Origin of the sequence: Pseudomonas sp. B2021, from assembly GCF_018135665.1 — a bacterium.
In the GTDB taxonomy this organism is placed as follows: domain Bacteria; phylum Pseudomonadota; class Gammaproteobacteria; order Pseudomonadales; family Pseudomonadaceae; genus Aquipseudomonas; species Aquipseudomonas lactis.
Map to the genome: position 1 here is coordinate 3,256,374 of NZ_SMOF01000001.1, position 11,110 is coordinate 3,267,483.

At 58.0% G+C, this 11,110-nt stretch carries 11 protein-coding genes; 4 read left to right on the forward strand and 7 right to left on the reverse strand.

Features of this window, described 5'->3' with window-relative positions; all coding sequences use genetic code 11:
• Nucleotides 1–88 precede the first annotated feature (88 nt).
• Both E1K68_RS14545 and E1K68_RS14550 read left to right on the forward strand, forming a co-directional pair.
• The gene (locus tag E1K68_RS14545) at nucleotides 89–1,123 is read left to right on the forward strand and encodes a histone deacetylase family protein (RefSeq protein ID WP_069557530.1); all 1,035 of its coding nucleotides are present in this window, start codon (nucleotides 89–91) and stop codon (nucleotides 1,121–1,123) included.
• Nucleotides 1,124–1,228: 105 nt separating this feature from the next.
• A complete protein-coding gene (locus E1K68_RS14550; RefSeq protein WP_137203733.1) occupies nucleotides 1,229–2,659 on the forward strand; it encodes an amino acid permease in 1,431 nt (476 codons plus the stop codon).
• A gap of 72 nt (nucleotides 2,660–2,731) precedes the next feature.
• On the opposite strand, the gene E1K68_RS14555 is transcribed toward E1K68_RS14550, so the two are convergent.
• The 5 genes from E1K68_RS14555 to E1K68_RS14575 all read right to left on the reverse strand — a co-directional run bounded on the left by E1K68_RS14555 (nucleotide 2,732) and on the right by E1K68_RS14575 (nucleotide 6,980).
• The gene (locus tag E1K68_RS14555) at nucleotides 2,732–2,980 is read right to left on the reverse strand and encodes a CsbD family protein (protein WP_014718439.1); all 249 of its coding nucleotides are present in this window, start codon (nucleotides 2,978–2,980) and stop codon (nucleotides 2,732–2,734) included.
• 112 nt (nucleotides 2,981–3,092) lie between these two features.
• Nucleotides 3,093–3,686 carry a hypothetical protein gene (locus tag E1K68_RS14560; RefSeq protein WP_212614310.1) on the reverse strand — a complete coding sequence of 198 codons (594 nt, stop codon included), beginning with the start codon at nucleotides 3,684–3,686 and terminating at the stop codon, nucleotides 3,093–3,095.
• Nucleotides 3,687–3,692: 6 nt separating this feature from the next.
• On the reverse strand, nucleotides 3,693–4,472 hold the full coding sequence (locus tag E1K68_RS14565; RefSeq protein ID WP_137203734.1) for a hypothetical protein: 780 nt from the start codon (nucleotides 4,470–4,472) through the stop codon (nucleotides 3,693–3,695).
• A 10-nt stretch (nucleotides 4,473–4,482) separates the two neighbouring features.
• Nucleotides 4,483–5,109: a dTMP kinase gene (locus E1K68_RS14570; RefSeq protein ID WP_034135632.1), complete on the reverse strand. Its 627-nt coding sequence runs from the start codon at nucleotides 5,107–5,109 to the stop codon at nucleotides 4,483–4,485.
• Nucleotides 5,110–5,252: 143 nt separating this feature from the next.
• On the reverse strand, nucleotides 5,253–6,980 hold the full coding sequence (locus E1K68_RS14575) for a hydrogenase maturation protein (protein ID WP_212614311.1): 1,728 nt from the start codon (nucleotides 6,978–6,980) through the stop codon (nucleotides 5,253–5,255).
• Between the two features lie 217 nt (nucleotides 6,981–7,197).
• On the opposite strand from E1K68_RS14575, the gene E1K68_RS14580 reads away from it, so the two are divergent.
• Nucleotides 7,198–7,425 carry a hypothetical protein gene (locus E1K68_RS14580; protein ID WP_003191203.1) on the forward strand — a complete coding sequence of 76 codons (228 nt, stop codon included), beginning with the start codon at nucleotides 7,198–7,200 and terminating at the stop codon, nucleotides 7,423–7,425.
• Between the two features lie 105 nt (nucleotides 7,426–7,530).
• Nucleotides 7,531–8,436 (forward strand): LysR family transcriptional regulator, encoded by a 906-nt coding sequence (locus E1K68_RS14585; protein ID WP_034135629.1) that lies wholly within the window; start codon nucleotides 7,531–7,533, stop codon nucleotides 8,434–8,436.
• Nucleotide 8,437: 1 nt separating this feature from the next.
• Here the strand turns inward: E1K68_RS14585 and E1K68_RS14590 are convergent, their stop codons facing one another.
• Together E1K68_RS14590 and E1K68_RS14595 are read right to left on the reverse strand one after the other, a co-directional pair.
• A complete protein-coding gene (locus E1K68_RS14590; RefSeq protein ID WP_212614312.1) occupies nucleotides 8,438–9,370 on the reverse strand; it encodes a cupin in 933 nt (310 codons plus the stop codon).
• Nucleotides 9,371–9,501: 131 nt separating this feature from the next.
• A complete protein-coding gene (locus tag E1K68_RS14595; protein WP_212614313.1) occupies nucleotides 9,502–10,992 on the reverse strand; it encodes an aldehyde dehydrogenase in 1,491 nt (496 codons plus the stop codon).
• Nucleotides 10,993–11,110 lie beyond the last annotated feature (118 nt).

Here is an 11,110-nt window from a genome sequence, read left to right on the forward strand (position 1 = left end):
ATCCAGTAAACCACGAAAACAAAGCAAAGAAAGCGCATCAGAGCCGGAACAGAATATTTGCACTGGCCCATATCAGCGGATGCGCACAATGTTTACAGTTTTCAGTGATTCCCACCGTTTGCACCACGGCACCGAATTGAAAGACGGCGTGCTCAAGCCGTCCTTCGAACAGCCCAGTCGGGCCGATACCGTCCACCATCGGGTCAAACAGGTAGGTCTTGGCCAGATCATCGAACCGCGAGCATTTGATCGGTCGTGCTATGTCAACGCGCACAGCGAGCGCTACGTAACATTTCTGGAATCTGCCTGGTCTGAATGGTGTGCAACCGGGCGCACCCACGATGCCTTGCCGCTGGTATGGCCAGTGCGTGATCTGGCCAACGAGCAAGTCCCGACGTTCATCGACGGCAAGCTGGGTTTTTACGCCATGGATGCCGGCTCACCCATTACCGCCACCACCTGGCAAGCGGTAAAAACCAGTGCCGATATCGCGCTGACCGGACTGGCGCTGATCGATGAAGGTCACGACAGTGCCTTTGCCCTATGCCGCCCACCCGGCCATCACGCAGCACGTGAATACATGGGCGGCTATTGCTATCTGAACAACGCAGCCATTGCCGCACAGCAGGCTATTACCCGAGGCGCCAAGCGTGTCGCGGTATTGGATGTCGACTTTCATCATGGCAACGGTACCCAGAATATTTTCTACGGGCGCAGTGACGTCATGTTTGTCTCGCTGCACGGCGAACCGACGGTGTCCTATCCGTACTACTCAGGCTACAGCCACGAAGTCGGCGCTGGTCACGGCGAAGGTTACAACCTGAACTATCCGCTGCCCAAGAACACCTCTTGGGAAAGCTACCGCAACGCCTTGCTCCACGCCTGCAAGAAACTCCAGCAATTTGCCCCTGACGTGCTGGTTATTTCACTGGGCGTCGACACCTTCAAGGACGACCCCATCAGCCACTTTTTGCTTGAAAGCGAAGACTTTATCGGCATCGGCGAGCTGATAGCCGGCGTGGGCTGCCCTGCCCTGTTTGTGATGGAGGGTGGCTACATGGTCGATGAAATCGGGATCAATGCAGTCAATGTGCTGCATGGTTACGAGAGCAAACGGGCCTGAAACTCCGCAAACCACTATCGTCAGTAGCCATTACCTCTCTATCAAGGTCATGTGATTCCCACTTTTCTGCCAAAACTCAAAAACATAAAATCAAGAGGTTTTGTAATGAAATCGACTCCGTCCGAGCGGGTTGAACAGCCCGCGCTGCAGCGCACACTCAGCAATCGTCACATTCAGTTAATGGCCATGGGCGGTGCTATCGGGACAGGTCTGTTCATGGGTTCCGGGAAGATCATCGCCCTCTCCGGCACGTCGATCATCCTCATCTATATGATCATCGGTCTGTTCGTCTACTTCGTCATGCGTGCCATGGGCGAAATGTTACTTTCCAACTTGAGCTTCAAAACCTTCGCTGATTTTGCCGGTGCCTATCTTGGCCCACGCGCAGCATTCTTTCTCGGCTGGTCATATTGGCTAAGCTGGAGCGTTGCAGTGATAGGTGACGCAGTCGTGGTGGGTGGATTTTTTCAGTATTGGTTCCCTGATGTACCCGCCTGGATACCAGCCATCGGCATGCTGATAACACTGTTTGCCTTGAACGTGCTGACTGTCAGGCTCTTCGGTGAAGTGGAGTTCTGGTTCGCGATCATCAAAATCATTGCCGTCGTTGCCCTGATTGGGGTGAGCATGGTGCTGATTGCCAGCTCCTTTGTCTCACCCAGTGGCGTCACCGCGTCCCTGAACCACTTGCTGGATAAACAGGGCGCATTCCCCAACGGCTTGTTCGGTTTCTTTGCCGGGTTTCAGATGGCGATTTTCTCATTTGCGGGCACCGAGCTGATCGGCACCGCAGCCGCCGAAACGCGCTCTCCCGAAAAGACTTTGCCTAAAGCCATCAACTCGATTCCGCTCAGAATCATCTTGTTTTATGTGCTGGCACTGGCCTGCATTATTGCAGTGACTTCCTGGCAACAGGTTTCGCCCAACAAGAGCCCCTTCGTCGAGCTGTTTCTGGTTGCGGGGTTCCCCGCAGCGGCCGGTATTGTCAACTTTGTGGTGCTGACATCCGCCGCCTCATCGGCCAACAGTGGCGTATTTTCATCCAGCCGGATGCTGTTCGGACTGGCTAATCAGGACAACGCTCCGGGGATTTTCCGGCGTCTGTCGAGCAATAGCGTGCCTCTGCTGAGCTTGGCGTTCACCACCTTGTTGATGCTGCTGGGCGTGTTGTTGCTGTTCATCGTTCCAGAAGTCATGACCGCCTTCACCATCGTCTCTACCGTGTCAGCAATTCTGGTGATTTTCACTTGGTCGACGATCCTCGCGTCGTACATTGCCTATTGCAACAGGCGTCCTGACCTGCATGCAAAATCGACCTACAAGATGCCTGGCGGCGCACCGATGGCCTGGTTCTCTTTGGCGTTTCTGGGCTTTGTTCTTTGTCTGCTGGCGTTGAGACCCGACACCCGAATTGCCTTGATGGTCATGCCGGGGTGGTTCATATGGTTGGCAATTGCTTACCAGTTGACCTGTTCCAGAAAACCCAAGCCTGCTGACAGTTCGGCAAATCAATACAAACGCGAAGGCTTGGTTTAAGGGCTATGGCTTACCGCCCTCGTACCTCCTGGCGCGGAACTCCAAGGAGTACGAGGGAAATCTTGCTGAGGTTCAGCGACCAAGCAATCTCTTCAGCACCAGCAGAGCAACCGCCCCGATTGCCAGTGCAGCAACCGGCTTCTCTTTGACGAATGTAGAAACGCTGTCCAGTGCGTCGCCATAGGTTTGCGTCAGTTGACCCGCAGCTTGGCGTCCAGCGCCTTCGGCTTCCAACTTCGAATCGCCAAAAAGCTTCCCGACTGCGCTCTGCGCTTTGCCAGCAACCTTTTCTACAACGCCTTCTACCTGTTCGCTCTTCATGATTAACCAAACCTTCGTGTGTGATTGGGTAACCCAGGAAAACCCCGGGCTTGAGGCAACGTGCAAAGCGTTAGGTGGACAGGCTTAGTGATTAGTTCAAAGTTGATGAAGCTCACTTGGTCCAGATCAACCGATAAGCCTTCTTGCCTGTAGCGGCATCGTGATAGGGATCTTCGCCCGGGACCTCTCGCGTGCGCACGCACGGGCGTCCCTCGCAGTCAATAATGGCAGCGTCACCACCCTGGCGTTTCAACGCTTCTATGTTTTGCTCAAGCACCGCTAACTCTCGTTGCCTTTGCGCAATCTCATCGGTGCTGGGGACCGCAAAGAAAAACAGCAACGCCAGAGGCAATACCACACCTAGATGAATGGCGAAGATGCTGAGCCAGAATCGACGCTTAAGGCTGTCACTGGCGGCCTGGTACTTTTGCGCCGCATCAAGCGCCGCGGCATCGGCCTGTTTGAACTTGCCAATCAAGTGCTCGGCCGCCTTTGAAGCCACTGAATCTGCGATCTGCGCCGCTGAAGCGCCCAGTATCGTCGGAATCTGTTGCAGGCTCTGCTCAACACGTTTTTCCAGATAGCCAAGACGCGCAATCGCCTGCTCAGCGGCTTTTCTGTCATTTTCCGCTGCGCTCATGATGCCCTTGGCAGCGACGGCCATGGCCCGCAGGCTCCGGTCATTCTCGTTCACGTGTTCGTCCATGGGTCATTACCTTCCATATTCGGGGCCGTCGCGGTGTTTGGGACGCTTCATGCTTCGCTCCAATGCAGGCACAGATCGCTCCAGCTGCGGACCGCTCATTTCCAGCTCCAGCCATTGCCTGTGCGGCATACTCAAATCACAGACGTCTCGCAGCTGAACAAAATGCATTGCTCCACCTGCGCCCATGACCAGAAGCACACCACCTGCGCCCACCGGGTCGTCAGCTTGAATATTGCGTAAAAATCGCAGGTATATCTGTGAACGCTCGCGCATCATCGGGTCGAGGCCGCGAACAGCTTCGCGCGCGGTTTGCTCCACGAGTCGTTCAAGGCTTCCCGCGGACAACGCCAAGTGTTCGTCGTCGAAGGCGTCCAGATAAGGCACGGCTCGCGAAACCAGAGGCGTGTCGGTGTCATTGGCGCCCACCTCCACATACCAGTGCAGGCTTCTGGACGTTTCGACCAATACCTGATTTTCACCTGCCAGGGCGGCCAGTAGTAAACGATGTCGCAGTCGTTCTTTTTTTAGGCTGGCGCCCTTCATCTTGAATTCGATCAAGCGCACGACACCTGGAAAACTCAGCAGTACGTCAGCCAGCTCTTTGTCTGCAGGCGTCTGCTGTAGCAGGTTGACCACGCTTGGGATCGAGGTGTTTGCGTCTAGACATGACCGCACGGCGAATCCGAGACCGTACAGGAAGTTTCCTATCACGACGTTTTCATAGAGTTTCTTCGTTCGGTGACGTTTGTTCTGATGACCAACATCATCCTGATCTTGCTGGTTCAACGGCACTCCGTTACTCCTGATGCTTGGGATGAAGGACCTTATATATCTGCAAAACCACCCGCCTCACTGCCTGTTCAATCGTACCTTCATTGCGACACATGACCCACCCCTGCTCCACAGCCGCTCGCTCAAACGCCTCGGTACACGCAACTTGCTCCTCCAGCTTAGACATCACCGTACTGCTCAACCCCCGCCGTCGTGCTGCCGCCCGCGCCCAGGATATTTGCGCCGCGGTGACAACCCCCACGTGCAGGTCCGGCACTTGCACCTGTCGATTAATGTTCAGCTCAAGAATGTCTGCAAAGGGTATCAACCGACGAAACCCAGCATCAGACGGGTACCAGCGATCCATCAGGATGATGCTGTCAGGTGGCTGCGCGGCCAGTACGTTTTGAGTAATCCAGCTGCGGCTGTCGGCAAAGCGCTCACACACCTCAAGTTCCAGATCCCGGCTGGGATCTCGGGCGAACGTGTTAACCAGAGCCATCGTTTGCGCTCGACAGGGATCGCTCTTGCGCTCGCACAGTCGCACGACCTTTATGTTGTCGGCCCTCAACGCTGTCGTAACGGCCTCCAACAGCGTGGTTTTACCGGTGCCTTTGGGGCCATCCATCGAAATAAACAGCGCACGAGTCATACGGGCGCTGCATCATCGTTCAGGTTGTGCAGTTCCATGGAGCCTCGGGGTCTGTGCGGTTGGGCGAGTTGGCCTCCATTATGGGCAACCCTATTGCCCAATGCGAGGCTGGACTGGCCGACGTGCCCTCCCCGCGTCGACGGTCAGTCGTTCAGCATCCGGCTTTCCTGCACACCAGCCTCATACCTCAAGGCCCATGGCGCAATCAACCGCTGCGGGGTCTGGCAGGCTTTGCGTTTAAACACGAAGTTGCGGCATTTCTCGGCAAACTGCTGGCGGTTTTCCACCATGTCGAGTCGCATCTGTGCCAGCTCCTGCTCGCGACAGCGTTCAACTTGCCGAGTATCCAGCGTGGCTTTACGTGTGCGTGCATGAAGGTACTTATCATCGGCCAACGCACTGTCGGCCTGTTGCAAAAGCCACAAGCCAAATGCTTGTGGGCTACGTGGTCCGATGGCCTGAACCATGCCGTACTGCTGGGCCTGAATGGCACTGATGGGCAGGCATTCTTCAGTGAGTTTGTGCGCGATTTCACTGCCCACGGCTCGTGGCAGGCTGTAGGTCCAGTATTCGGAGCCGTAGAGCCCCATGGTCTTGTAATGCGGGTTGAGCACTACGCCTTCGCGGGCCAGTACAATGTCGGCCGCCAGCGCCAGCATCACGCCGCCCGCGCCTGCGCTGCCGGTCAGGCCGCTGATCACCAGTTGCTTGGCGGTGAGCAGCTCCAGGCACACATCGTCGATGGCTTGAATGTTGGCCCAGGCTTCCAGCCCCGGCACCTCGGCGGCCTGTATGACGTTGAGGTGAACGCCATTGGAAAAGCTGCCGCGCCCGCCCTTGATCAGCAACACGTGGGTATCTCGCGCCTTGGCCCAGCGCAATGCAGCCACCAGGCGCTGGCATTGTTCGGTGCTCATGGCGCCGTTATAGAACTCGAACGTCAGTTCGCCGATGTGGCCGAACTCTTGGTAGCGAATCGGTTGATAGACCCGCTCGTTGAGCGCCTGACAGGCGATTGAACTGTCCAGCACCGGCACGCCGGCCAACTGCTCAGCCAGAACATGCCGTGCTGGCCGCTTGAAGGTCTCTGGGCCTTTGGGCTTGAGCGAGCCGATCCACAGGCTGTGATCTCCAGCCGCTACCAACACGGCGTCGTCCTGTACCGCAAGGATTTCTCCTGGGGTGCCCTGCCGGGCGTCCAAGTGCGCGTCATAGACGTAATACTGACCGCCCAACAGGCTCGCCAACACGCCGGGCTGGCCATCGGCGGCGTCGATGCTGCGCTTGATAAAGCCTGCGCAATCGAACCAACTGAAGGTGCGGTCAGCCTGGCTCATGTTTGGCTGCAAGCGCCCGATGACGCTGGGTTGGGTGTAATCGAGCGGTGTCGGGACAAAGCCTTTGGCGAATTTCGCCACGACGTCACGGATGCAAACCATCGCGGCGTCGCTCACCAGGCCGTTGTACAGCTCGGATTTGCGCACCTGGTCGGGCATGTCGAACTCACAGGTGGACCAGATCGGCCCGGCGTCCATTTCCTCCACCGCTTGCAAGGCGGTGACGCCCCAACGGCGGGCCTGCCGGGTGATAGCCCAATCCAGCGCACTGGCACCACGGTCACCAACGATGCCCGGATGGATGATCACCACCGGGCGCAGGGGATGGCTCCACAGTTGGTGCGGCACACGGTCCTTCAAAAAGGGGCAGATCACCAGGTCGGCGCCGGACGCCTCGACTTGCTGGCACACCGTGGCTTGATCGGTGAATACCACAACACTGGGGTCGTGACCCGCCTGGCGCAAATCCAGCCAGGCCCGTTGGGTTAAACCGTTGAATGCCGATGATAACAACAGGATCTTCAGTGATCGCATGGCTGACTCTTCCTTGAGAATGTGTGACCAGAGCTGCTCGTTGAGCCGTCCCTGGCCATCGATAAGCGCCCAAGGTTATAGAGCGAGCCAGCCTCACCACCTGATCGAGATCAATAGATGAAAGCGGCTTATTTTTTCTGAATCACCGCGCAACCCACTCATCAAATGAACATGCCCTGCTCAGGTACGCCTTGTTAACCGTAACGGAGCCACGTTCATGTTCGAGAAACCGCATTACCTCATCAGTTTCATCCTCGATAACCAGCCACAAAGCCGCACGCTTGAGCACGATGCCGACACGCTGGATCCTCAATGGGCCGAGTCCCTGCTCAGGCAGCGCTTTGCAGAGCTCAAGGACGCGAAATTGAGCGACGTCCAGGTGCAAAAGCGCAACAAGCCCGCCGACGAAGGCCATGACATTCCGGGGCATTACCAGCAGCCCTGATTTATGAAAACGGGGGCTGCATCGTGGTTCTACGGTCGTGCAGTTGACAGCCCCCGGCAAAACTCAACAACCTGCACGTCTCACCGCCCTGCCCTGAGGCTGCCCTTGGACTATTTCACCGCGCTCACCGCCTTCATCGAAGCCGCAGAAGGCAACAATTTCTCGCGTGCCGCCGAGCGCTTGGGGATCAAGGCCTCAACGGTTTCACGCTATGTGAAGGACCTTGAGCAAGACCTGGGCATCGCGCTGTTCAACCGCTCCACACGCACGCTGCATCTGACCGAAGGCGGCCAGACCTTCCTGATACACGCACGCAGGGTGCTGGACGAACTGGAACACGCCAAGGCCGCCACGTCAGCGCTGAACCAGCATCCCCGGGGCGTGTTGAAACTCAACCTGCCACCGGCGTTTGCTCGCCATCACATCCTGCCGGCGTTGAATGACTTTCTGGTGCGCTACCCGCAAATCAGCGTGGAACTGGTGCTGGATAACACCCAGGTCAATTTGATTCATGCCGGCGTCGACTTAGCCATACGCATTGGCGAGCTGGCCGATTCGACGCTCAAGGCACGCAAGCTCAGCGACGGCCACTACCGCTTGGTGGTCAGCCCGGCGTTTGGCATGCAGCACCCTCCTCCGTCCACGCCCACGGACTTGGCCGGTGTGCCTGCGGTGCTGGGCACGGCTACCACCGGCGATATCAGTTTTGTCTCTGCCGGCCGCGCGCTCCCGCTGCTGCATGACGGCGTTATTCGAATCAATGACCTGGATGCGCAACTGATCGCCGTGCGCCAAGGCTTGGGCTTTGCGCTGTTGCCCGACTGGCTGGTGGCGCGAAGTATCGAGGCCGGCGACTTGGTAGTGTGGCTACCGGAATGGCAGATCCAGGGCGTGGAGCGGGCGTTTGCGGTGTGGTTTGTCTACCCGCCCAAGCGCATTGTGTCGTCCAAGGTCCGGTGTTTTATCGACTTTATCGTTGAACGACTGGGCGAAACACCGGACTGGAAGTGACTCAACTGAAGCGGATATCCAGCGCACGCAAGTAGGTTTGCAGCCCCGCATCCTGAATCGGGATCAGGAACGCCTCGCTATCCGATTCATTAAAATGCGCATGCCAGTAACCCGGTGGCGTGACAAACGCCAGGCCGGGAGACCAGTCGACCCGCTGCGGGTTACGAATTTGCCCATCCGCGCCCAGCTCGGTGCCCACCAATGAATAACAGCCCGTGGGGCAATCAATAATGAAGTCCAGTGCAATCGACTGATGCCGATGGGGTTTCTGCACCGATCCCGCCGGCAGAATCCCGTACATGGCCCACAGCACGTGGGTCACCGTGCGCGTCTGCGGGAAATGACGGTTGCCCAGCAGGATGCTGATGCGGCTGCGGTCCTGTGCCCTGGGATCATCGGCCGCTTCACGCAACTTCGCGTTGGCCAGTGCTGCTGGGTACAGGGTTGGCGCAAAGCGATCGGCGCGGGGTGTCACCCCCAGGTAACGCAGCAACGGCTCATCGTGAACATAGTAAAGACGTGCATCCTCGCGGGCACTGAAGTGCGCTTGCTGTAATCCCGGCAGGGCGATAAAGCAGCCCTTGGACCATTGAATCTCATACTCCCCCTGAACCACGCTGCCCTCCCCGGCAATCACGTAGAACACCTGGGAAGTGGCGTTGGGTTGCAGGGTCAGCGTGCCGCCACGGTTAAGGCGCATGAAGTTCGCGCATAGCCCTGGGCCTGTGGCGGGGCCTTCGCAGCCCAAGGCGTCGCTGAGGTCCAGCGGTACCACGCGGGAGGGGCCACTGTCATACAGCGAGGCCGGAAAGCTGTGGTAGGGAATACGGGAAATCAGGTTGGCACTGATGGGATTTGCCGCCTTGCTGTACTCGAAGTACTCGGCGTCCACTTGGTTGATATCAGTCAGTGCGGGGTCGAATTCACGGTTCATCAGGCTCACCTCAGTCTTGGGCTGGATCGCGCAGCACGGTTGAAGCGCTGCACGGGCTAAGTGGACTATAGGCATTGCCCACTGGCGGATGAATGCCTGTAACGGCACAGCAGTTATGCGAAACGGGGCAGTTAACGCAATTGGAACCAGGTGGTTTTCAACTGGGTGTACTTATCAAACGAATGCAGCGACAAATCGCGCCCGAACCCCGACTGTTTGCCGCCGCCAAACGGCACGGTCACATCCAGGGCGTCAATGGTGTTGACCGACACGGTACCGGCATTCAGGGCACGCGCCACGCGATGCGCACGGTTCAGGTCATCACTCCACACCGATGCCGCCAGGCCGTAGAGGCTGTCGTTGGCTTGCTGTATGGCCTGTTCTTCGGTATCGAAGGCGCTCACCGCCAGCACAGGCCCAAACACCTCCTCATGGGAAAGGCGCATTTCAGCGGTGACGTTGGCGAATATCGTCGGCTGGATGAAGTTTGAACAACCCTCAATGTTCAACTGTTGGCCACCGGTCAACAGCATGGCACCGTCTGCGTGCGCCTGGCCGATGGCTTGCATGATGCGTGCGGTTTGCCCGCTGTCGACAATTGCACCGGCGGCGCTGGCGGGGTTGAGTGGGTTGCCGGGCATCCAGGCACGGGATTTGTCGATCAAACGCTCGATGAATTCGTCGTGGATGCAGCGTTGCACATAGAGGCGCGAATTGGCCGAACACACCTCGCCCTGGTTGAAGAAAATCCCAAAGGCCGCCTTCTGCGCCGCCAGGTCCAGGTCCTGACAGTCTGCAAACACCAGGTTCGGGCTCTTGCCGCCACACTCCAGCCACACCTGCTTGAGGTTGGACTGCGCGGAGTACTGCATGAAGTACTTGCCCACTTGGGTCGAGCCGGTAAACACCAGGCAATCGACGTCCGGGTGCAACCCCAGGGCCTTGCCGGCGCCCTCGCCCAAGCCTGGCACCACGTTCAGCACGCCCTCGGGCATACCCGCCTCCAACGCCAGTTGGGCCAGGCGCAGGGCGGAAAATGGCGATTGTTCGGCGGGCTTGAGCACCACGCTGTTGCCTGCCGCCAAAGCAGGGGCCAGTTTCCAGGCGGCCATGTCCAGCGGGAAATTCCACGGCACCACCGCTGCAATCACGCCCAATGCTTCGCGGGTGATGGTCGCCAACGCGTTGTGGGCAGTCGGCGCGACCTGATCGTAAATTTTGTCCAGGGCTTCACCGTACCAGGCAAAAACATGGGCCGCGCCGGGCACGTCGACGTTATAGGCGTCCATTACCGGCTTGCCCATGTTCAGGGAGTCCAGCAGTGCGAGTTCTTCGCGGTGGGTCATCAACAGGTCGGCGAGTTTGATCAGGACTTTTTTGCGTTCGCCTGGAGGTATGCGTCGCCAGGGGCCGTTGTCAAAGGCGCGGCGTGCGGAGCGTACTGCCAAGTCCACTTCAACCTCACCGCAGACGGCGACACGTGCAAGGAGCTGGTTGGTCGCCGGGTTGATGGCGTCAAAGGTCGCCCCGGACAGTGCGGCGACGGCCTGGCCGTCGATCAAGGCGGTGTTGATGAAGGTTTGACGGGCAGCGCGTTGCTGCCAGTAGTCGAGGTTGAACATGCTGTACTCCTGAATTGGACTGTAAGGCTTTTGTAGGAGCGAGCTTGCTCGCGAAAAACTCACAGGCGCCGCGTTCATCCAGGAAGCACGCGTTATCGTTGACGTTTTTCGCGAGTAA

What these genes read in the sequence shown, in the direction of transcription:
- E1K68_RS14575 (WP_212614311.1), bottom strand. Translation starts at nt 6,980, where the DNA reads ATGCGATCACTGAAGATCCTGTTGTTATCATCGGCATTCAACGGTTTA.
- E1K68_RS14555 (WP_014718439.1), bottom strand. Translation starts at nt 2,980, where the DNA reads ATGAAGAGCGAACAGGTAGAAGGCGTTGTAGAAAAGGTTGCTGGCAAA.
- E1K68_RS14580 (WP_003191203.1), top strand. Translation starts at nt 7,198, where the DNA reads ATGTTCGAGAAACCGCATTACCTCATCAGTTTCATCCTCGATAACCAG.
- E1K68_RS14590 (WP_212614312.1), bottom strand. Translation starts at nt 9,370, where the DNA reads ATGAACCGTGAATTCGACCCCGCACTGACTGATATCAACCAAGTGGAC.
- E1K68_RS14545 (WP_069557530.1), top strand. Translation starts at nt 89, where the DNA reads ATGTTTACAGTTTTCAGTGATTCCCACCGTTTGCACCACGGCACCGAA.
- E1K68_RS14560 (WP_212614310.1), bottom strand. Translation starts at nt 3,686, where the DNA reads ATGGACGAACACGTGAACGAGAATGACCGGAGCCTGCGGGCCATGGCC.
- E1K68_RS14550 (WP_137203733.1), top strand. Translation starts at nt 1,229, where the DNA reads ATGAAATCGACTCCGTCCGAGCGGGTTGAACAGCCCGCGCTGCAGCGC.
- E1K68_RS14595 (WP_212614313.1), bottom strand. Translation starts at nt 10,992, where the DNA reads ATGTTCAACCTCGACTACTGGCAGCAACGCGCTGCCCGTCAAACCTTC.
- E1K68_RS14570 (WP_034135632.1), bottom strand. Translation starts at nt 5,109, where the DNA reads ATGACTCGTGCGCTGTTTATTTCGATGGATGGCCCCAAAGGCACCGGT.